The sequence below is a fragment of the Acinetobacter lwoffii genome (genome assembly GCF_019343495.1).
Taxonomy (GTDB): domain Bacteria; phylum Pseudomonadota; class Gammaproteobacteria; order Pseudomonadales; family Moraxellaceae; genus Acinetobacter; species Acinetobacter lwoffii_P.
This window is the reverse complement of the sequence record NZ_CP072549.1, coordinates 17,833-39,019: the sequence shown is the minus strand read 5'-3', so window position 1 is coordinate 39,019 and position 21,187 is coordinate 17,833. Positions and strand designations below refer to the sequence as shown.

The window sequence follows — 21,187 nt, the reverse complement described above, 5'->3', positions numbered from 1 at the left end:
TGTCCTGATCCCTATGTATCCTAATTTTTCATGTGAATAATTTTAATGATCATGCTGCAATATGACGATATTTTTTGTATAAATCAATTCCTCGATATTTAGCCAGAAAAAAGCCTGACTGAGTCAGGCTTGTTCACTTTCTAAAGATGGATGCTCTATCACCACTGATTGAGAAACTGTTTTTTTAATCATCAGACCACGGATCAATACATACATAAAGGGAATAAACAGCAGTACCAGAACAGTAGCAAATAGCACCCCACCAAAAACACTGCTGCCAATCTCCTGCCGGCTGATTGCACTGACGCCTGTGGCAAACATCAAAGGCAATACACCCGCTGCAAATGCAATGGAGGTCATGACAATAGGACGCAAGCGTAAGCCCGCGGCCAATAGCGCTGACTGAACAGGAGTATGACCTGCCCGCTCTGCTTGTGCAGCAAACTCTACAATCAAAATTGCATTTTTGCAGGACAGACCGATAGTCGTCAGCAAGGCGATATGAAAGTAAATATCGTTCGCAAAACCAAACCATGCACAGAACAGAATACTTCCTCCCACGCCCAAAGGAATCGCGGTCAACACCACAGCAGGAATCGTCCAGCTTTCATAGAGTGCCGTTAAACATAAGAAAATAAAGGCAATTGAAATTAGATACAAGAAAATAGCTTGCCCGCTGCTGCGTTTTTCTTCTAGTGCGGCTCCGCTCCAGGCCAAATTCACCCCGTCTTGTTCATCGATTAAAGCTTCGACATCGTACATGGTTTGACTCGAAAATTGATCTTTGGGAATACCTGCATATACAGGCACGGCGTTATAGCCCATATAACGGTTGATACTATTCGGTCCACCTTGCCAATTCAGCGTAGTGAATTGATTAAACGATAACATTTCGCCTTTGCTATTACGGACATGCCAATGTGCCAAATCTTCAGGTTTAGAACGAAATTCCGCTTCACCTTGCATGATGACACGTTTGATTTGCCCACGATCAATAAAGTCGTTGATGTAGGTACCACTCCAAGCCGCAGCCAACGTACTGTTAAAACTTTGCTGAGGTACGGCATATTTGAGTAAGCGTTCTATATCCAGTTTAATATTCAGCTCGGCACTTTCTTTGGGTACATCAAGTTGTAAATATTCAATCGATGATTTTGCTTTGGCACGAGTTTCAATCTCAGAGAAGGATTGCTGTAAAAACTCGCTGCCCCGTGAATCTAAATCTTGTAACCAGAAGTCGACCACACGTCCATTACTAGACATAGAAGGCGCCATAAAGAAAATCTGGGCATTGGCATGATTGGCAAAGTGCTTTTGTGCACGATCTACAATGACAAAGACGCTATCTTCAGGATTTTTACGCGCTGTCCAGTCCTTTAATACGACAAAGAGCTGACCACGATAAGGCCCAACCCCAACATTGTTTCCGCTATACCAAATCCCAATGCTTTGGATGCGCTCAGATTCATGCTGCATTAAATAGTCTTGGACTTCACGCCCGACTTTTTCTATCTCAGAACGTGGTGCATTGCCCGGCATCACAATTTGACCCATAACAAAGCCCATATCTTCCGTTGGCATCAAGCCTTCGGGCAGGGTTTTATAAAGCCAGCCAAAGCCTAAAACACATATACTAAATACAGCCAACATCGTCATTTTAAACTGCATGCTACGTGCAGAAAGCTTTTGGTAACGCATGGTGAGCTTATCCATGCCACGATTAAAACGCTGTGCCCATTTTGGTTGATGTGGTTGACGCTTTAGCAGTTGCGCTGCAAATGTAGGGGTGATGATGAGTGCCACCAATAAAGAAAGTAGCATTGCCACGACCAACGTGATAGAAAACTGACGATAGATGACTCCTGTCATGCTGCCAAAAAATGCCATGGGAATAAATACAGCAGTTAAGACCAAAGTAATCCCGATCAATGCACCGCTAATTTCCTTCATTGACTTTAAAGCTGCAGCCTGAGCATCCAAACGTTCTTCATGCATCAAACGTTCAATGTTTTCCACGACCACAATGGCATCATCGACCAACAGGCCAATCGCCAAAATCAGGGCAAACAAGGTAAAACTGTTTAAGCTCATTCCCAATACATACAGCACCGCAAATGTGGCTAAAACTACAATCGGAATCGTGACTGCAGGAATAATAGTGGCGCGCCAGTTTTGCAGGAAGATAAACATCACCAAAACCACCAGTACCATCGCTTCGACCAGAGTTTTCGCGACTTGTTCAATTGAACTGGTAATAAATGAGGTTCTGTCCATGGTCACACGCAATTGATAATGTGCAGGCAAATTGGCTTGGGCATTTTTCAATACCGTTTGCATCTGCTCTGAAACCGCAATCGCATTACTCCGTGGCGCCAATTGAATCGATAATGCAGCGGATAAATGACCGTTGGTATAATTTAAATGGTTATAACTTTCTGCCCCTAACTCAACACGTGCGACATCTTTCAAGTACAGTACTGAACCTGAATCTGTTGTTTTCACAATAATTTTTTCAAATTCATCAATGTTACTTAAACGCGAACCCGCACTGACTTTGGCATTCATGTATTGATCTTGCGCTGTCGGTAATCCACCAATAGAACCAGACACAAGTGGTGCATTTTGTGCCTCGACTGCATTGCGAATATCACTCGGCATCAGATTAAATTGGCGTAGTTTATATGGATTGAGCCAAATGCGCATCGCATAGCCTGCGCCATAAAGCTCCACCTCACCCATCCCTTCAATACGGGAAAAACGCGGTTCGACATGCACCATTAAATAGTCAGCAAGCTCTGTAGGTGTCGCCTTCCCCGATTCATCATATAAACTCAGTAATGCAAATTGATCATAACCTTGTTTATAAACAGCCACTCCATTTTGCTGGGTTTCTTCAGGCAATCGACTTAGCACACTATTGACCGCATTTTGCACTTGCAACAGTGCCTGATCGAGATCTACTCCTTGCTCAAACGACAGTGTCAGATTTGCACGTCCCACGCTACTGTTGGACTGAAAGCTTTCCAAACCTTCAATGCCTTTTATCGCTTGTTCTAAAATTTGCGTGACCGATTGCTCAACGGTTTCCGCAGATGCACCACGATACCCCGCAGAAACCCCTAACGCAGGTGCATCCATATTCGGCATATGCTCAATCGGAATTTTTTGCAGTGCAAAAATTCCTAATACCATCATGATAATGGCGATCACGGCTGCAAATTTAGGTCGATAAATAAAAAAGCGTGACAACATGAATAAAAATCCCCATCAGATGCATTCTCACGACGCATTCTTCTATGAATAGATGATTTCTATAGCAATTTTCACACCATACTGCAGACTCAACCAGCCATTGGATTAATCTTAAGGATAAAAAAATCCCCGTATAAACGAGGATTTTTTAGCTCTAGAGTTTTCCTTTGTTTTAAGCACGCGATTTTTTGATGATAAGTCGACGAATTAAAACATACATAAATGGAATAAAAATCAGCACCAGCAAAGTTCCAAAAATAACACCACCAAATACACTTACGCCAATTTCCTGACGACTCACCGCACCTGCGCCTGTAGCAAAGACCAGCGGTAAAATCCCTGCGCCAAAAGCCAAAGAAGTCATCAAAATTGGACGTAGGCGTAAAGAGGCACCTTCTAGTGCCGCTTCTACTACCGATTTTCCTTGTTGCTGCGCTAACGAAGCAAACTCCACAATCAGAATGGCATTCTTACAGGACAGACCGATGGTGGTTAGCAAGGCAATCTGGAAATAGATATCATTCGGGAAACCAGCCAGATAACTGAAAATAATATTGCCGCCAATTCCGAGTGGAATAGCTGACATCACGGCGGTTGGAATGCTCCAGCTTTCATATAAAGCTGCCAGACAGAGAAAAATAAAGCCAATTGAAATCAGATACAGCCAGATCGCCTGATTATTGGACTGTTTTTCCTCAAAGGAAAGACCACTCCAGACCACATCCACCCCTTCCTGCTCAGCAATCAAAGCTTCCACATCCTGCATAGCCTGGCCGGAACTGCTGTCTTTGGCCCGATCCGCATCCATTTGCAATGCGGTATAACCCATGAAACGGTTGACCACTTCAGGGCCACCACTCCAGCCCACTTGCGAGAAGTTACTGAAAGGCACCATCTGATTTTGGTCATTTCGTACATGCCACTGTGCCAGATCTTCCGGCTTGGAACGGAATTCAGCATCACCCTGCATGATCACCCGTTTAATCCGGCCGCGATCAATAAAGTCATTGATATAACTGCCGCCCCAGGCACTGGATAAGGTACTGTTAATCGCCGATTGGGTCAGGCCATTGGCCATGGCCTGTTTCTGGTCAATATTGACACGTAGTTCTGCTTTGTCAGGATTAGAACGTTTGCCCAGATTTTCAAAGCTCGTATAGTTGCCCGCCCGAGCTTCCAGCGCTCTAAATTGCTGTTCCAGATATTGTCGGCCATTGCCATTGATGTCTCGAATCCAGAAATCCAGACCATCGGTTTGTCCCAGGCCATTGACTGAAGCTGGCATGGACACGTTAATTTGTGCATTGCGATTGCCTTGAAAATGCTTCAAGGCCCGTTCACGAATCGCTTGTGCAGTATTGTCCTGACCGGAACGCTCATCCCAATGTTTCAACGCTACAAAACCGGTCGCGAGGTTCTGACCAGTTCCAGAGAAATTTCGCCCATAACGGATCATCACCAGATTGACATTAGCTTGTTCCTGATCCAGAAAATACTTACGGACTTCTTCACCGATCTGAATGGTATTTTTCATCGGAGCGCCTTCCTGCAATTTGATTTGCAAGCTTAAGATCCCCTGATCCTCACTCGGTAAGAAACTGGTCGGCAAGGCACGATAGAACAGCGCAAACACACCGATCAATCCGGCAAACAGCAGCAAACAGATTGCCTGACGCTGGACCGTGAGTTTAGACAAATTCAGATAACGATGTTTTAAATGATCCAGTTTCTGGTTAAACCAGGATGCCCATTTTGCCGGTTTAGGATTCGGTTTTAGAATAAGCGCGCACAATGCTGGGGTTAGAATCAATGCCACCATTAAGGACAGCGACATGGCCGCAACCAAAGTGATAGAAAATTGGCGATAGATCACGCCAGTCGAACCACCAAAGAAAGCCATCGGAATAAAGACTGCGGTCAAAACCAAAGTAATCCCGATCAGTGCTCCACTAATTTCCTGCATGGATTCCAGGGCCGCGTCCTTGGCAGACAGTTGCTTTTCATGCATCAGCCGTTCGACGTTTTCCACCACAACAATCGCATCATCCACCAACAGGCCGATCGCCAGAACCAGCGCAAATAAGGTTAAAGTGTTGATACTCATACCCAGTGCATACAACACCGCCATGGTACCCAAAATCACTACCGGAACAGTCACGGTGGGAATCAAGGTGGCACGCCAGTTCTGCAAGAAAATGAACATCACAATGATGACCAAAATCACGGCTTCGATCAGGGTTTTGACCACTTCTTTAATTGATTCTTGTACAAAAGGCGTATTATCACGTGGATAGGCAATTTTATAGCCTTCAGGCAATTGCTGGGAAATACGGGCAATTTCAGCCTTAATCAGATTAGAGGTGGCAATGGCATTGGCCCCTGAGGCCAGTGAAATACCCAGACCTGCTGATGGATAACCATTATTGGTACTATAAGACTGATAATTTTCAGCACCCAGTTCTACCCGCGCAATATCTTTCAAATAAATAAAGCTGCCGGCACGATCCGATTTGACAATAATATTCTGGAATTCTTCTACAGTTTTTAGCCGTGAACCCGAAGTAACTTTGGCATTCAGGTATTGCTCGTCTATGGCTGGAAGATCACCAATCGCACCAGCAGCGACCTGAGTATTCTGGGCTTCAATCGCAGCACGCACATCACTTGGCATCAGGTTATATTGTTTTAATTTTGCCGGATTCAGCCAGATCCGCATCGCATATTGTGAACCAAAAACATCCACCTCACCAATGCCTTCAATCCGGGAAATGTCCTGTTCCAGATGGGTCATCAGATAGTCGGAAAGTTCAATATTGTTGCTGCGCCCCGACTCATCATACAGGCTGATCACCATATGGGTATCACCGAGCGATTTAAAGACATTAACGCCTTGGCGTTGTACATCTTCCGGTAATCGGTTTAGTACCCCATTAATCGCATTTTGTACCTGAACCTGTGCAGTATCCGGGTCGGTGCCATTTTCAAAACTAATGCTGACCCGGCTACGCCCCGAAGAATCACTACTCGAGCTGAAATACAGCAGATGATCAATGCCTTTGATTTGCTGCTCCAGCACTTGAGTCACGCTTTCTTCCACAGTTTCCGCAGAAGCGCCGCTATAAGTTGCTGCCACCGTTATCCTTGGCGGGGCAATGTCCGGATAACGTTCCACTGACAGGTTCATCACTGCGAACAAGCCGATTGCCATGACAACAATCGCCAGTACCCCAGCGAAGATCGGGCGGTGGATAAAAAATTTAGACAGCATAAGTCCGGGTCACTTTTAATTAAATAGGGGTAAATTGATGCAGAACATAAGCATGCTATATCCAAATATTCAGTGACATAGCACTAGAATGCAAGAATTAAACACATAAAAACTGCGATAAAAACCAATCATGGAGAAATTATGGATAATCCCTCTTGAGCATATTCTTGAGATTGCTCTTCCCTATTTATTAATAGCATTTTTCCAAACAAAAAACCCTGCATCTGCAGGGTTTTTTGGTGAATCAATTGAGCGGATTAAGCGCTGAACTGGTTCATTGTGTTTTTAGAATCATCACCAGCTTTCAATGCATTGTCACCAGCGAAGATTTCTTTGTGGTCATCACCGATGTCAGAACCAGCCATTGCTTGGTGTTTAACACATGCGATACCGCCGCGGATTTCTTTACGTTGTACGCCAGCAACATAAGCCAACATACCTTCAGTACCGAAGTAACCTTGAGCAAGCTCATGAGTAGAAAGTGCAGCTGTGTGGTAAGTCGGAAGTGTGATCAAGTGATGGAACACACCCGCTTCACGAGCAGCGTCAGCTTGGAATGTACGAACTTTTTCGTCAGCTTCAGCAGCCAGTTCAGTTGCATCGTACTCAGCGCTCATTAACTTAGCACGGTCGTAAGCAGAAACGTCTTTACCTTCAGCAACCCAACGGTCATACGCTTGTTGACGGAAGTTTAAAGTCCAGTTGAACGAAGGCGAGTTGTTATAAACAAGTTTCGCATTTGGAACTGTTTCACGTACACGGTTAACCATGTGAGCGATTTCAGCAACGTTAGGCGTCGCAGTTTCGATCCAAAGCAAGTCAGCACCGTTTTGTAGGCTAGTTACACAGTCAAGTACAACGCGGTCGATTTGCGTGCCTTCACGGAACTGGTATAGACCAGAAGCAAGACGTTTAGGACGGTGAAGTTTACCATCACGCTTGATCAGAATTTCGTCTTCTTGAGCTTCTGAAATGTCGATTTCAGTTGTGTCTAAGTAGCTAATGTATTGAGAAGCGATGTCGCCTGGCTCTTTAACCACTGGGATTTTTTGAGTCAAGTCAGCGCCTTCAGAGTCAGTACGTGCAACGATGATACCGTCATCAAGACCCATTTCTAGGAATGCATAGCGAAGAGCGTGGATTTTCGCGATGAAGTCTTCGTGTGGAACTGTTACTTTACCAGCTTGGTGACCACATTGTTTCGCATCAGAAACCTGGTTTTCGATTTGTAGTGCACAAGCACCCGCTTCGATCATTTTCTTAGCAAGTAAGTAAGTCGCTTCTTCGTTACCGAAACCAGCGTCGATGTCCGCAATAATTGGCACAACGTGAGTTTGGAAGTTGTCGATTTGTGAAGTGATTTCAGCTGCTTTAGCAGTGTCGCCCGCTTCTTGTGCTTTTTTAAGTGCACGGAACAAGTCGTTTAATTCTTTCGCGTCAGCTTGACGTAAGAAAGTGTAGATTTCTTCGATCAATGCAGGAACAGACGTTTTTTCGTGCATAGATTGGTCAGGAAGTGGACCGAATTCTGAACGAAGTGCTGCAACCATCCAACCAGAAAGGTAGATGTAGCGACGTTCAGTTGTACCGAAGTATTTTTTGTTCGCAATCATTTTTTGTTGCGCGATAAAACCGTGCCAGCAACCTAGTGATTGAGTGTATTTGCTAGAGTCTGCATCATAAGCAGCCATATCACGACGCATAATTGCCGCTGTATATTTCGCAATGTCTAAACCAGTTTTGAAACGGTTTTGAAGTTGCATACGCGCAGCATCTTCAGGACTGATGTCTGCCCAAGTGTTACCGAATTTCGCTTTTAATTCGCGGATTGCATCAATCGCTGTTTGGTATGTAGTCATGATATATTCCTGTAATAATATTAGGATTTTTCTGCAACGAACCGCTCAAATCACACCCTCAATGACTTGTTCAGATTTTCGACGATCCGTTGGGATAGCTAAAGATTAGTGGGCTTATGAAAATTAATCCAATAGTCTGCAAGAATCTTCAGTATTTATTTAAAAAATGAGTAGATCAAAGTCTTAGTACAATCTTGATAGATTATATTAAGATTATGTTTTATATATATTTATTTAAAAATAAAAATGGATAAAATTTCCACATGTTGCTTAAAAATAATTCATTAGACTTAAGTCTGGATATGGGGTTTATGCCCTTTTATCTTTAAAAAATACTGATCTTTGATGATTTATTCAACTTGATGAATTCTCGATTTAGTGTACTTTTCACTCAAATACTGAACGTAAGAACAGCCTTTCTCATGTTCTTTTAAAGCGAAAAGATGGTTTTCATTTCCCTCTATAAAAAGGCTAAATGATATTCTATTTAACGTGCATCTTTTCTCTTATGTACACTTTGAATAATGGAGCTTAAGCCTGTGTTAATTTTGTAAACTTTATCAGTGAGCACATGGCTTTTTTTCATCGACGCTTTACACAAGGCCCGGCAATTATGGCATAATCTTCATAATTTCTTGTATTTATTCTCGGTATTTCTTTTATGAATCTGGAGCGGGTCGATCTCAATCTATTAATTTATCTTGATGTACTTCTTCGCGAAAAAAATGTCACACGTGCAGCAGAACAACTGGGCGTTACCCAGCCTGCCATGAGTAACATCTTACGCCGATTACGCAATTTATTTAATGATCCCCTCCTGATTCGTTCTTCTGAAGGCATGACACCCACTGAACGTGCCTTAGAATTGCAGCCCCGCATTCGAGATGCGCTCGCTGATCTGTCGATGATCTTGGAACCACGTACCGAGTTCCGTCCATATACCTCAAATCGTGTCTTCCGGATCATGACCTCGGATTATGCAGAAGCCACGCTGGTTCCACGTCTGGTTAAAGCCCTACGTTCAGAAGCACCGAACGTGGTATTAGACTTCCTGACGCCAAGTGACGTGTCATATCGTGACATGGAACAAGGCAAGGTCGATCTGGCAATCAACCGTTTTAATGAAATCCCGCAAAGTTTTCATCAGGTTTTGGTCTGGCGTGACAGCTTTTCTTGCCTTTTAAATAACAAGCATCCTGCCGCAAGCAACTTAAACCTTAAAAGTTACCTGGATGCACAGCATATCTGGGTTTCCAAAACCGGTATGGGTGTTGGCTTCGGGGTAAATCCTGAAAAACAGGCCGGTTTAGGCTGGATCGATCAGGCTTTAGAACGTATTGGCCAGAAACGTAAAATCTCAGTCTTTACCCGTCACTATCAAATGCCGGGATTATTGGCTGCCAATGTCGATCTGGTCGCAACACTGCCTTCACGCATTGCACGTTTGCAAGCCAAGAATCACAATTTAATTCTCAAAGATCCGCCGTTTTATATTCCTGAATTTGAATTGAAAATGGCATGGTGTCCTTTATTGCATCATCATCCGGCGCATCGCTGGTTACGTCAGCTGATTTTATATGTTGCGCGCCAGATGATTGAAGAAGAAAACCGTGAATTCCTGAGCAATAATTCTCAATTTTCACATTATTAAACTCAAAATCTTCTAAATTCTTATTTTTTAAGATTATACTTCGAAGACTTGAGCTGTCGTTGTTACACCTCAAGTCTTTTTTTGTGTTAAAAATATCCCAAGATACTATTCATCCACAGGTGGATTTGTGAGCCTCTTACAAAATATTGTGATTATCTTAATACTCATCACGGGGGCCGGTTTTTTATCTTTAACTGAAATCGCCCTCGCTGGTGCCCGTAAAGTCAAACTCAAAATTCTGGCTGAGTCGGGTGATCATCGCGCTCAAAAAGTTTTAGATCTACAAGAAAATTCTGCAGACTTCTTTGCAGCCTCCCAAATTGGTTTAAATGCAGTTGCCATTCTCGGCGGTATTTTAGGTGAAGGTGCCTTCCGTCCTTATATTTATAATTTTGTTTCCCGCTTTTACCAAGGACCTTGGGCTGACAATATCAGCTTTGCGCTTTCCTTTACGGTCGTCACTTCATTATTTATTTTATTTGCAGACCTGATGCCGAAACGTCTGGCCATGATTGCGCCAGAAAAGATCGCAGTCTCAGTCATCGAGCCAATTCAGATTTTCATTAAAGTCTGCAAACCTTTGGCTTGGTTTATCAATGCGATTGCCAACATGCTGTTCCGTCTGTTTAAAGTAAATACTATTCGTGATGACAATATTACTTTTGATGATATTTCTGCAGTGATGGATGCCGGTGCACAGGCAGGCGTGCTCCAGAAACAGGAACACCATTTCATTGAAAACGTATTCGAGCTGGAAGAACGTAACGTGCCTTCGAGTATGACCACACGTGAAAATGTGGTGTTCTTCACCTTAAATGAACCGGAAGAAAGTATTCGGCAAAAGCTGGCGGAATACCCCTATTCCAAGTTTCTGGTATGTAGCAATGACATTGACAGTGTGATTGGCTATGTCGACGCCAAAGACATTCTGGTGCGTATTCTGAACAACCAGTCGCTGCTGCAACTCAATGAAAATACCATCCGTAATGTCCTGACTATTCCTGACACTTTGACCTTATCGGAAGTTCTGGACCGTTTCCGTTCCACCAAGGAAAAGTTTGCCGTCGTCATTAATGAATATGCGCTGGTCGTTGGCGTGATTACCCTTTCTGATATTATGATTACCGTGATGGGTGACTGGGTGACGCCTATTGAAGCAGATCAGCAAATTATTAAACGTGACAATAATTCCTGGTTGATTGAAGGCAGCACGCCGATTGAAGACATCAAGCATGCGCTTGAAATTGATGAAATGCCTGATGATGAGAACTATGAAACCATTGCTGGCTTCATGATGTATAAATTACGCAAGATTCCACGTCCTGCAGATGCCGTGATATTTGGTGCTTATAAGTTTGAAGTGGTGGATGTCGATCATTTTAAAATTGACCAGTTGCTGGTGACCCGCCTAATCGAAACCAATTCAGTTATTCAAGAAGAATCAGATTAATCTGGTTCTTCTTTTTAGCCCTCTATTCAAAAAATTATTCTAATAAAAAAATCCATAAGGTGAGTGATGAATATTTCTGCATTATTGGCATGTCTGTTTTTTTATTCAGCCCTGTATTTGTTTTACTTCTTCTTTGCCAAACAACAGAATCCCCTGCTTTTACTCGCAGCCATCATTCTGATGGTTTTAACAGTTTTCATTATTCCCTACCCGCATGAACGTCGCCGTCAAGGTTTCGACTCGACCTTGAGATTTGGAGAGTATTTTTATTGGCCATTAATCACGTGGTGGCGTTTATTTATTCTGCCCATCAGCTGGCTGATTGCACTGATATATCGTGATTAAAAAAGCACCTTTGGGTGCTTTTTTTTAGATCTAGTTATAGCTTAGATTTTTGCTAATAAAGCCTCAAGAACGGCTTGATAGTGAATCTGGATATCATCTTCTAAAATTTTGTAGGCATTATCGAATTGCACCATTGGCCAGCCTTCTTTCCAGAATGGGAAAATATTATGCAGGTCATGGGTGACAATGGCATCTTCACGCACAATTGCTTGGGCAATTTGTGACAGCACTTGCGCAGTTTCAGCGCCATCAATCGCCATATAATCAATACCGCGCGCTTTTAAAATACGGATTCGGTCTTTTTTATAACGGATTTTTTTGATTTGTGCTGCATTCAGACCCAAAGCCAAAGATACGGCTTCGACAAATTTGTCTTCAAATGACTGATTCAATGCTACTAAGGCTGCTTTATGCGCTTCCTGACGACCAGCTTTACCACCCTGACGAATTGCTGCTTGCGCCTCAGTATTTAGCTCATCCTTTTTCATACTTTGCAGGATGTCTAAAATTTCGATGTCGCTTAACGCCTGAGGAGATTGATCAGTCATAAACTGTCCTTAAAAAAATAAATCTTGAATCGGCTATTTTCGCATAATTCGTGGCTAAAAAATCAAAATCTTCATGATTAAAACAGCGCTACGACCTGAAACTGCATTTCTTCTGCGATTTTGCGCAAAATCGACTATAGTGCTTCATCTATATATTAAATTAATCTCTGGATGATGCCCACTACGCAAGTGACTTTGTTGCTGCAGCAACTTAAGCGCCAATATCCGACTGCATTTAAAGGAAATTACCTGTTTTACAGTCAGATTAAAATCCGTGGAATCTGGGATAAAGCCAAGCTTTTAATTCCTTGGGCCTTGGCCGCCATGATTTTTGTTCCCATCAGTTTGATGTTAGGAGATTTCGTACAGCAATCTTTTGTGCAAATCAGCGAATTTCAGGCGCAGAGTTATGCCATGTTGGCCATTCTACTGTGCCTGATGTTGAGTCTCACCTTGATTTTGTACCAGATTCAGCATTCTTCTTATTCGCTGTATCAATTATTACGGCATACCCCGATCAAGATGGCTATTGTGATTCTGATGCAAGCGTTAAATCTGGTCTTTATACAAAGCAGTTTGCTGATGTGGAGCTTATTCTTCTTTGGCGTGAGCTTTGGTTTTGTGCGCTTTTATCGAGAAAATTTATTCAAGGAAAATAGTAAAAATACTGAGCACTATCAGCTACAACAATTACGTAAAATCTGTTTTTGGGCTTATAAACAAACCTGCCTGATCCGACTAAAATTACGTTTTTATTCAAGCCATGATCCTCGGTATGCCGAACTAAAACAGCAATTAAATCACTATGCCGGGTTATATACGCGGCTGCTGAAATATGAGCATCAATATTGTAAAACGATCAAGCATCTAGATGTCGACAGCTATCTGGATGAAAATTCATAGTTCTCTCTATCCTTTTTCATTGGCCATCTTAAAGATCTGCAAATATTGAATTTTAAAAAACGTTGATTTGCTGATTTTTAGAATAGAAGCCACGGAATTGCTTGAAAAGAAAGCAATCATTTCGGAATTTGCTTGCCAAGCTTTATTTCGTCCTCTATTATTGCGCACATGCCCGAGTGGTGAAATCGGTAGACACAGGGGATTTAAAATCCCCCGCCCACAAAGCGTGCCAGTTCGAGTCTGGCCTCGGGCACCATTTTAATATTTATTAAAATGGTGCAATAAAAAATCCAGCATTAGGCTGGTTTTTTTGTGCCTGAATTTTATTCTTTTAGCGCGAAATCCCCATGTCAGAATTAAAACACTTTGATCTCGCTACATTACAATTACGTCATCCAGACGCTTTTTTCCTTAAGCTGCGTTATAGCCGCTTTAAATTTAATGCCTTGCAAAATATCCAGTTTGTTATCGCGATTAATTTACTGTCCCTTCTGGTCTGTGTAGCCTGTAGTCTCAGCTCCGTATTTCTGGAATATTATTTTTTCAAGAATGCCACGATTGCCTTTAATGTCACCTTAATTGTGCTGATGGCACTGCTTTATCCTTATATCTGGCATGCACAATATCAGGCGCAATTTAGTTCCAAAGCCTATAGTCAGCGTTTGCAAAACTGTCTCTATCTGCAAATTCCAATTTTTCTGAGCTTATTGCTCAACCTTTATCTGATTCATTCGGATGTACTGGTCATCATTAGTATGATCATTTTAGCGATTTCTTCCTTTGGGGTGGTCATCCTGGAACCTTTATTTAAAAGTTCCTGTAGTGCGATTGACCAGATCAGGTTGCAGAAACTCCGACAACTGGCTTTTTGGGCTTATCAACAATCCAAATCAAAAACACCACAACAGATTCAGGGTCAGTCAAATCTGCACGCTTATTACCAAAACCTTTATCAGCAATGCATGAATGAAGAGCAACAATTACTCGGCTCAATTCGCTTTAATAGCTTTAAAGATTATTTGAACAGACAATAAAAAACCCTGCATCTGCAGGGTTTTCTTAAATCACCATTCACGATTGGTAATCAGTTCTTCCATTTCAATCTCGAACAGGCCGTGCTCTTGCACCACCATCATCATGGCTTCGGCAATATAATCCGCGGCAGTATCATCCAGAGACGAATCCAGATCTTCGAACTGAGGTTTCATGATATTGATATCAGCCACAGTCAGATTGGCAAGCTGGTAAATTTCTTGATCTGACAAACCTGATTTAGCGACTTTTTGGGCAAAACGTTCGATGTGCTGCTTGATTTCAGCAACCAGAATATCGGGATAATACTCATCATCGAACATGGGGAGAAGTAAATCTGCAAACATTACAGGCACTCTAAAGGATGACTATCTAATCTAAGCGTGCCTATATAGCATATTGTTGCTCAAAAGCCAAACAACATTGCCAATGTAGGGATTTCCCAGCCTCGATTTTTAAACCATTTGCATAGCTTGCCAGACTTTAATCGCATCGGCTGTGACTTTAACATCATGTGCCCGTACCATACATGCACCCTGCTGAATACTCAACAAATGCGCTGTTGCTGAACCCACTGCACGCTCTTGTGGTTCTGCCCCATCCAAAACTGCTCCGATAAAGCGTTTACGTGATAAAGCAGACAAAATCGGATAGCCCATTTCTGTCAATTTATAAAACTCTTGCAACAGCTTTAAATTTTGCTGGGCATTTTTAGCGAAACCAAAACCTGGATCAATCATGATATTTTCCGCTTTTACTCCAACATCTAAAGCATCCTGAACACGTTGGGATAACTCGCGTATCACATCTTTAGTGACATCCTCATATTGATCCAGATTGTTCATGGTGGTCGGCTCACCGCGCATATGCATGATGATCACTGGAATATTGAGTTCTGCTGCGGTCTGCAATGCATTCGGCCGAGTCAAAGCACGGACATCATTCCAGATATGTGCTCCGGCCCGAACCGCTGCGCGTATGACTTCAGGTTGCGACGTATCAATCGAGAGAATGACCTTATGTTTAGCCAGTTCTTCCACCACAGGCACTACGCGGCGAATTTCTTCTTCCACTTCTACCACTGCGGCACCTGGACGGGTCGATTCACCGCCAATATCAATCACGGTCGCGCCTTCAGCGATCATTTCAAGCGCACGTGCGACTGCATCTTCTTTGTGATTATGCCGACCACCATCACTAAAAGAGTCTGGGGTGACATTGAGAATCCCCATCACATGCGGCTGGGATAAGTCCAATTTTAAATCACCAAATGTCCATACATGTGGTAACAAAGGCATCAGCTGCATGATTCAATACTCACTCAAAATAACCCCGATATTGTCTTATGGATCGCTGAATAAAGCAAAGTGGAATAAGGCTAGGACCTAGATTTCGAAGTAATTGTTTTGGGAATATTGCATCAGTTTAGATTGTAATAATGCTTTCACATCTGCCCATTCACTTTCTAAAATACTATAGATGTAGCTATCTCGAATAGTCTGTCCATCTTTACGCAGCATATGACACCTGATAATGCCATCTCGCTTGGCACCTAATGCCTCAATCGCTTTCTGGCTGGGAAGATTCAAGTGATCAGTCCGAAAGCCGACGACCTGAGCATTTAAATTTTCAAAAGCATGTCTTAACAAAAGATATTTACAAACGCGATTTACATAAGTTCTGTGATAGCGCTTGACATACCAGGTATAACCAATTTCAAAACGTGGAATTTTCGCCTTAATATCATGATAACTGGTGGTTCCAATTGCTTGGCCGGAGTTTAAATCGATCACAGCAAAAGCCATCCTTTCACCTTGAACTTGCTGTTCAAAGGCCTGAGAAAAATATTTTTTTAAGTTATGCAGATAAGGCACCGAGTTATATAAAATCTCACCTAAATTTTCATCAGCGCATGCGATGGCTAAATCAGAAAAATGCTCCCAGCTCAGCGGTTCAAGACGAAGTCAGTAAATACTAGATTCCAGCACAGGTATATTCATTTTTATTTTTCTTATTCATTTTTAATCGCTCAATATAACATTCAAAAAGCGATGACAAAAATGACAAGCATAAAAAAACCACCCGAAGGTGGTTTTTTTAATAAGCTTAGTTCGCTGGCAATGGCGGAGGAGTCAACGGACCATCATCTGGGGTTACATCAATCACAGGGTTGTCTGCCACATAGACCTTTGGTGGCTGAGGCTCACGACCTTCCATGATGTCACGGATTTGATCACGATCAATGGTTTCCCATTCCATCAAGGCTTTCACCATCGCATGGGCAATATCTTTTTTGCTTTCCAGGATATCGCGTGCGATTTTATATTGCTCATCCAGAATTCGACGAATTTCACGATCGACTTCTAGTTGTGTAGTTTCCGAAATACTGCGGCTACCAATACTGCCCATAAAAGATTGCTGTGCATCTTCTTCATAGACCATGACACCGAGTTTGTCAGACATACCATATTTGGTCACCATCGCACGTGCCATTTTAGTTGCACGCTCAAAGTCATTTGAAGCGCCAGTCGACATCTGGTTAATGAAGACTTCTTCAGCAATACGGCCACCAAACAAAATCGAAAGTTCATTCAACATTTTGTCTTTATAATGGCTAGTCTGGTCAAATTCAGGCAGCTGCCAGGTGACGCCTAAAGCCCAACCACGCGGCATGATCGTCACTTTATGCACAGGATCTGTACCTGGCAAGCTTTCAGCAACAATTGCATGACCTGCTTCATGATAAGCTGTCGCGCGACGCTCTTCATCACGAAGTACCATCGATTTACGCTCAGGACCCATATACAGCTTGTCTTTTGCATCTTCGAAGTCATGCATATCGACGGTGTTCTTGTTGCGGCGTGCAGCAAACAGAGCAGCTTCATTCACTAGGTTTGCCAATTGCGCACCCGAGAAGCCAGGTGTACCACGTGCAAGAACCTTAACATCCACACCTGTCACTGAAGGTAATTTTTTCAAATGTACATTCAGGATTTGTTCACGACCTTTGATGTCTGGCAAACCAACCACAACTTGACGGTCAAAACGGCCTGGACGAAGAAGTGCTTTATCCAGTACATCTGCACGGTTGGTTGCAGCAATCACGATAATGCCTTCATTCCCCTCAAAGCCGTCCATTTCAACCAGCATCTGGTTCAGTGTCTGTTCACGTTCATCGTGACCACCGCCTGTACCTGAACCACGGTGACGACCGACTGCATCAATCTCATCAATAAAGATGATACATGGTGCATGACGTTTTGCCTGTTCGAACATGTCACGCACACGCGATGCACCAACACCCACAAACATTTCCACGAAGTCAGAACCTGAAATACTAAAGAATGGCACTTTAGCTTCACCGGCAATGGCTTTGGCAAGCAAGGTTTTACCTGTACCTGGAGGACCGACCATCAAAACACCACGTGGAATACTTGCACCGAGACGTTTAAATTTCGTTGGGTCTTTCAGGAAGTCGACAATTTCAACCACTTCTTGCTTGGCTTCATCACAACCGGCAACATCGACGAAAGTGACTTTAATCTGGTCTTCAGACAACATTTTGGCTTTAGACTTACCAAAACTCATTGGGCCGTTTTTACCACCTGCACCGCCACCCATGTTGCGCATAAAGAACATGAATAACAAAATGATTAAAAGCACAGGGAAACTTGCAATAAGCAACTGCATGAGCAAGCCTTGACGTTGTGGTGCTTCACCTTCGACCACAACATTATTTTTAATGAGGCTTGGCATCAGCTCAGGATCCTGAACTGCCGGACGAATACTTTCAAACTCTGAACCGTTTGATTTTTCGCCACGAATTCTTTCGCCGTCAATAACAACTTGTTTAATTTGGCCAGCATTGACCGCGGCAACAAACTCTGAGTAGTTCATTGTAGTCGGTTGATTGCGGTCACTGACGTTGCTGAAGATTAACACCAGCACACCCAGTATCACGAGCCACAATACGGCATTCTTAAAAAGATCGCTCAAAGCTTTATTCCCATTCCAATCTAATTTGATCATGCCCTGTTCAGGGTGACCTTAATACTTAAGCTGTAAATTAACTTACAATTATCTGAAAACGTACAAAATGCACAATTTTTAACGACTTGGCAAGTAGACTTATTTTAAAGCCTTCTTGCGTCCCTGCCCGATCAGGAAAACTTCTTTAGAGCGAGCACGTGATGCCAAGGGTTTAGATGTTTTCAGAATATCAAAACTATCAACCACTTGCTTACGGAATTCATCAAAACCTGAGCCTTGGAAAACTTTTACCACAAATTGACCTTTGGGGCCTAGCACCTTATTGGCAAAATCCAGTGCAAGTTCACACAAGTAAATCTGACGCGGTTGATCTACAGCCTTATTACCTGATGTATTGGGGGCCATATCTGAAATTACAACGTCTACAGTACGACCATCTAAAATTTCTAGCAGTTTTTGGAAAACTTCTTCTTCACGGAAGTCACCTTGCAGAAAAGTGACATCTGGTAAAGCATCCATTGGTAAAATATCAGATGCAATCAATAAACCCTTATCGCCAACAAGTTTACCGGCAATCTGTGACCAGCTGCCTGGCGCTGCGCCCAGGTCGACCACAGTCATACCAGGTTTAATGATTTTATACTTTTCTTGCATTTCTAAGAGCTTATATGCTGCACGCGCACGATAGCCTTCCTTTTGTGCCTTTTTCACATAAGGATCGTCTAAATGCTCTCTCATCCAATCACGACTACTTTTAGATAACTTTTGGTTGGTAATGCGTGTAGCCATAACTCTCTAAATAAAAAAACGTCTAATTATTAATTGTACGTGAAAAAGACATATTTTGCAGTATACATGTGTATCTAAATCGAGGAGTTTTGCTCGTTATGAAGAGATATTGGAAATGATTATTTCCTGAGAATTTAAAGCGTTTGTTTTTTGCTTTTGCTATACTAAGCCGTTTTAAAATTCAGGTTATCTCTCATGGCGTCTTTATCTATTCAGGAACGTAAGCGTTTACGTCAAATCGGACATGCTTTAAACCCGGTCGTTATGCTGGGTGACAAAGGCCTGACTGAAAATGTCATCGAAGAATTGGCGCGTGCTTTAAACGATCACGAACTAATTAAAGTGAAAATCGTAGCTGAAGATCGTGAAGCGCGTGCAGCACTGATTGCTGAAATTTCAGAAGCGACTGGTGCTGAAGTGGTTCAAACTATTGGTAAAATTGCACTGCTTTACAAGAAAGCTGCGAAACAAAACCAAAAATTGTCCAACCTTGTCCGTTTCGCTCATTTGTCTAACTAAGTACAGGACTTATGGCAAGTTACGAGCTTAGCGCATTTGATCGCCGTTTTCAGGCCATCTCTCTGGTTGCCGCCATCGAACAGCAAGGCCCATACAATTTAAATGTGGGCTTCTGGATCCGTGATCCCAATCAGTACATCTTGTGGCCCGATATGGTGACGGCACATCCCCGTCAGGATTTCCTGTGGGAACAGACCTGCTTTGAAATTTTTATTGGGGTTCAGGGCGAAGATTTTTATCGTGAGATTAATCTTTCCCCTTCTCAGGCCTGGCAGGCTTATCAATTCGAAGAATACCGTTATCCTGAAGATATGCCACCGCAAGCTGCGGATGATATTGAGTTGAATCAGCTCAAACGCACGCATTATGGTCTTAATGTCAGTGTGGATCTGACTGATTTTATGGCAACACATAAACTGAAATGGGAAAACTTGTTCCTGGGTTTATCTGCTGTTTTAAAAACCTCGCAAGGTGATCAATACTATGCCATGCAGCATAGTAGTCCTCAGGCAGATTTTCATAATAAACGTGACTGGTTGCATGTGTTTTAAATAGATTGACGCTGTGCATCAGCTATTTAAAGTGTAACAGGCGAATAAAACGTGAGACTTAAAGTCTCACGTTTTTGTTTATCGCTTAACAATGATTGATCCTCTATGTAATTATTTTAGATTTTTTATTGTTTTCAACGTTCATATTTTAGTGATGCAGATGATGCTGCTCCTGAATAGATTTCACAGCAGCATAAAGAATAAAAGCAAAAGTAATGATCATCAGAAGAATGGTCCCAAACACCAGTCCCAGTACTCCCAGACATAATACGATTACACCTAGATAAAGTATGCGCCCCAATCCGCTTTCCAGATTCAGTAGCATGATCAATATCAGTAAAATAAGTACACCTACAAAATGCTGTTGCATCGTGACCCCCTCTAATTGTTATTGTGAGTCCGTTTTGCTGCATAAAGACAAAGGAGAACATTTGATTGTTCTCCTTTTTAAATAGCGGCCTTTCAGCGCAGCCTAACTTTTCAGCTCAGGACTTTTGTCCGAGCTCTCTGTTTTCACCACGGGTTTGACTTTTTTCAGTACTTCAATGGTACTATCCTTAGAACGTTTAAAAGTATCGGTCAGATGTTCCTTATGCTTGGTCGAAATCTGACTGACATCTTCTTTCAGCTCTTTACCCAGATTGGATAAGTCTTCGACGACCGCGTTGAATTCTGTCTTGATAAAGCTTTTCAGTTCAGTTAATTCTTTCTGCGAACCGAAAATCTGCTCCTTCAAAGTATCAATACGCTGTAACACCTCCTGCTTAAATTGACGCAATTGTTCCTGCACAGTGTCGCTTAACTGCTTGGCTTCAACTTCAAGCTTTTCCTTACTTTCCTCGATGGTTCCAATTGCCTGATCTTTAGCCTCGACTGCTACTTTTTCAAGCTTCTCGGCAGTTTCAGTTACCACGCTCGGAGTGATTTTTTTAGATGTAGTAGATTTAGGTGCTGTAGCCATTTGTCTTGTTCCTATTGTTATATCGACTAAGCTATATTAGTAGATTTGATAAAAATTAAGATTTGATTT

The 21,187-nt window shown here is 42.5% G+C and carries 18 protein-coding genes and 1 tRNA gene; 8 read left to right on the top strand and 11 right to left on the bottom strand.

The genetic code is table 11. The features are described 5' to 3' along the window. Positions 1 to 123: 123 nt before the first annotated feature. From J7649_RS00190 to J7649_RS00180, 3 genes are all read right to left on the bottom strand, one after another. Positions 124 to 3,252: an efflux RND transporter permease subunit gene (locus tag J7649_RS00190; protein ID WP_219308752.1), complete on the bottom strand. Its 3,129-nt coding sequence runs from the start codon at positions 3,250 to 3,252 to the stop codon at positions 124 to 126. A 172-nt stretch (positions 3,253 to 3,424) separates the two neighbouring features. Further along, complete coding sequence (locus J7649_RS00185; RefSeq protein ID WP_219308750.1) at positions 3,425 to 6,520, bottom strand: multidrug efflux RND transporter permease subunit; 3,096 nt, start codon at positions 6,518 to 6,520, stop codon at positions 3,425 to 3,427. Positions 6,521 to 6,777: 257 nt separating this feature from the next. After that, positions 6,778 to 8,379, bottom strand: coding sequence for an isocitrate lyase (locus J7649_RS00180; protein WP_004280550.1), 1,602 nt, complete (start codon positions 8,377 to 8,379; stop codon positions 6,778 to 6,780). A 661-nt stretch (positions 8,380 to 9,040) separates the two neighbouring features. Between J7649_RS00180 and J7649_RS00175 the strand changes: the two genes are divergently transcribed. The 3 genes from J7649_RS00175 (at position 9,041) to J7649_RS00165 (ending at position 11,825) form a co-directional block, all read left to right on the top strand. After that, complete coding sequence (locus J7649_RS00175; protein ID WP_004280551.1) at positions 9,041 to 10,030, top strand: LysR family transcriptional regulator; 990 nt, start codon at positions 9,041 to 9,043, stop codon at positions 10,028 to 10,030. A 127-nt stretch (positions 10,031 to 10,157) separates the two neighbouring features. Further along, positions 10,158 to 11,480 (top strand): polyamine export protein PaeA, encoded by a 1,323-nt coding sequence (gene paeA / locus J7649_RS00170; protein WP_004280552.1) that lies wholly within the window; start codon positions 10,158 to 10,160, stop codon positions 11,478 to 11,480. A 66-nt stretch (positions 11,481 to 11,546) separates the two neighbouring features. Continuing rightward, the gene (locus tag J7649_RS00165; protein ID WP_004645748.1) at positions 11,547 to 11,825 is read left to right on the top strand and encodes a hypothetical protein; all 279 of its coding nucleotides are present in this window, start codon (positions 11,547 to 11,549) and stop codon (positions 11,823 to 11,825) included. A gap of 41 nt (positions 11,826 to 11,866) precedes the next feature. Here J7649_RS00165 and J7649_RS00160 read toward each other — a convergent pair whose 3' ends face one another. Further along, on the bottom strand, positions 11,867 to 12,373 hold the full coding sequence (locus J7649_RS00160) for a hypothetical protein (RefSeq protein ID WP_004280554.1): 507 nt from the start codon (positions 12,371 to 12,373) through the stop codon (positions 11,867 to 11,869). A 174-nt stretch (positions 12,374 to 12,547) separates the two neighbouring features. Here J7649_RS00160 and J7649_RS00155 point away from each other — a divergent pair, with 174 nt between their 5' ends. The 3 genes from J7649_RS00155 (at position 12,548) to J7649_RS00145 (ending at position 14,310) form a co-directional block, all read left to right on the top strand. Further along, positions 12,548 to 13,276, top strand: a complete 729-nt coding sequence (locus tag J7649_RS00155) for a hypothetical protein (RefSeq protein ID WP_219310025.1) — start codon at positions 12,548 to 12,550, stop codon at positions 13,274 to 13,276. 170 nt (positions 13,277 to 13,446) lie between these two features. Continuing rightward, a tRNA-Leu gene (locus tag J7649_RS00150) sits at positions 13,447 to 13,532 on the top strand. Positions 13,533 to 13,623: 91 nt separating this feature from the next. Continuing rightward, positions 13,624 to 14,310, top strand: a complete 687-nt coding sequence (locus J7649_RS00145; RefSeq protein WP_219308748.1) for a hypothetical protein — start codon at positions 13,624 to 13,626, stop codon at positions 14,308 to 14,310. A gap of 30 nt (positions 14,311 to 14,340) precedes the next feature. Here J7649_RS00145 and J7649_RS00140 read toward each other — a convergent pair whose 3' ends face one another. The 5 genes from J7649_RS00140 to rlmE form a co-directional block, all read right to left on the bottom strand. Then, positions 14,341 to 14,655, bottom strand: coding sequence for a DUF5713 family protein (locus J7649_RS00140; RefSeq protein ID WP_004280560.1), 315 nt, complete (start codon positions 14,653 to 14,655; stop codon positions 14,341 to 14,343). Positions 14,656 to 14,763: 108 nt separating this feature from the next. After that, positions 14,764 to 15,615 (bottom strand): dihydropteroate synthase, encoded by an 852-nt coding sequence (folP, locus tag J7649_RS00135; protein WP_005247701.1) that lies wholly within the window; start codon positions 15,613 to 15,615, stop codon positions 14,764 to 14,766. A gap of 78 nt (positions 15,616 to 15,693) precedes the next feature. Beyond that, entirely contained in the window at positions 15,694 to 16,257 is a 564-nt protein-coding gene (locus J7649_RS00130; RefSeq protein ID WP_228738671.1) for a GNAT family N-acetyltransferase, read from the bottom strand. A gap of 157 nt (positions 16,258 to 16,414) precedes the next feature. After that, positions 16,415 to 18,304 (bottom strand): ATP-dependent zinc metalloprotease FtsH, encoded by a 1,890-nt coding sequence (gene ftsH / locus J7649_RS00125; RefSeq protein ID WP_219308746.1) that lies wholly within the window; start codon positions 18,302 to 18,304, stop codon positions 16,415 to 16,417. 132 nt (positions 18,305 to 18,436) lie between these two features. Next, entirely contained in the window at positions 18,437 to 19,087 is a 651-nt protein-coding gene (gene rlmE, locus J7649_RS00120; protein WP_005097715.1) for a 23S rRNA (uridine(2552)-2'-O)-methyltransferase RlmE, read from the bottom strand. 195 nt (positions 19,088 to 19,282) lie between these two features. Here rlmE and yhbY point away from each other — a divergent pair, with 195 nt between their 5' ends. Further along, positions 19,283 to 19,606 carry a ribosome assembly RNA-binding protein YhbY gene (gene yhbY, locus J7649_RS00115; RefSeq protein WP_004280569.1) on the top strand — a complete coding sequence of 108 codons (324 nt, stop codon included), beginning with the start codon at positions 19,283 to 19,285 and terminating at the stop codon, positions 19,604 to 19,606. 11 nt (positions 19,607 to 19,617) lie between these two features. Beyond that, on the top strand, positions 19,618 to 20,157 hold the full coding sequence (locus tag J7649_RS00110; protein WP_044109433.1) for a DOMON-like domain-containing protein: 540 nt from the start codon (positions 19,618 to 19,620) through the stop codon (positions 20,155 to 20,157). Between the two features lie 148 nt (positions 20,158 to 20,305). Here J7649_RS00110 and J7649_RS00105 read toward each other — a convergent pair whose 3' ends face one another. Further along, positions 20,306 to 20,527: a hypothetical protein gene (locus J7649_RS00105; RefSeq protein ID WP_004280572.1), complete on the bottom strand. Its 222-nt coding sequence runs from the start codon at positions 20,525 to 20,527 to the stop codon at positions 20,306 to 20,308. A 102-nt stretch (positions 20,528 to 20,629) separates the two neighbouring features. Further along, the gene (locus J7649_RS00100; protein ID WP_129716258.1) at positions 20,630 to 21,118 is read right to left on the bottom strand and encodes a hypothetical protein; all 489 of its coding nucleotides are present in this window, start codon (positions 21,116 to 21,118) and stop codon (positions 20,630 to 20,632) included. Between the last annotated feature and the right edge of the window lie 69 nt (positions 21,119 to 21,187).

Excerpts from the sequence above, each read along its gene's own strand:
- J7649_RS00190 (WP_219308752.1), bottom strand. The coding sequence starts at position 3,252 with ATGTTGTCACGCTTTTTTATTTATCGACCTAAATTTGCAGCCGTGATC.
- J7649_RS00185 (WP_219308750.1), bottom strand. The coding sequence starts at position 6,520 with ATGCTGTCTAAATTTTTTATCCACCGCCCGATCTTCGCTGGGGTACTG.
- J7649_RS00180 (WP_004280550.1), bottom strand. The coding sequence starts at position 8,379 with ATGACTACATACCAAACAGCGATTGATGCAATCCGCGAATTAAAAGCG.
- J7649_RS00175 (WP_004280551.1), top strand. The coding sequence starts at position 9,041 with ATGAATCTGGAGCGGGTCGATCTCAATCTATTAATTTATCTTGATGTA.
- J7649_RS00165 (WP_004645748.1), top strand. The coding sequence starts at position 11,547 with ATGAATATTTCTGCATTATTGGCATGTCTGTTTTTTTATTCAGCCCTG.
- J7649_RS00160 (WP_004280554.1), bottom strand. The coding sequence starts at position 12,373 with ATGACTGATCAATCTCCTCAGGCGTTAAGCGACATCGAAATTTTAGAC.
- J7649_RS00155 (WP_219310025.1), top strand. The coding sequence starts at position 12,548 with ATGCCCACTACGCAAGTGACTTTGTTGCTGCAGCAACTTAAGCGCCAA.
- J7649_RS00145 (WP_219308748.1), top strand. The coding sequence starts at position 13,624 with ATGTCAGAATTAAAACACTTTGATCTCGCTACATTACAATTACGTCAT.
- J7649_RS00140 (WP_004280560.1), bottom strand. The coding sequence starts at position 14,655 with ATGTTTGCAGATTTACTTCTCCCCATGTTCGATGATGAGTATTATCCC.
- folP (WP_005247701.1), bottom strand. The coding sequence starts at position 15,615 with ATGCAGCTGATGCCTTTGTTACCACATGTATGGACATTTGGTGATTTA.
- rlmE (WP_005097715.1), bottom strand. The coding sequence starts at position 19,087 with ATGGCTACACGCATTACCAACCAAAAGTTATCTAAAAGTAGTCGTGAT.
- yhbY (WP_004280569.1), top strand. The coding sequence starts at position 19,283 with ATGGCGTCTTTATCTATTCAGGAACGTAAGCGTTTACGTCAAATCGGA.
- J7649_RS00110 (WP_044109433.1), top strand. The coding sequence starts at position 19,618 with ATGGCAAGTTACGAGCTTAGCGCATTTGATCGCCGTTTTCAGGCCATC.
- J7649_RS00105 (WP_004280572.1), bottom strand. The coding sequence starts at position 20,527 with ATGCAACAGCATTTTGTAGGTGTACTTATTTTACTGATATTGATCATG.
- J7649_RS00100 (WP_129716258.1), bottom strand. The coding sequence starts at position 21,118 with ATGGCTACAGCACCTAAATCTACTACATCTAAAAAAATCACTCCGAGC.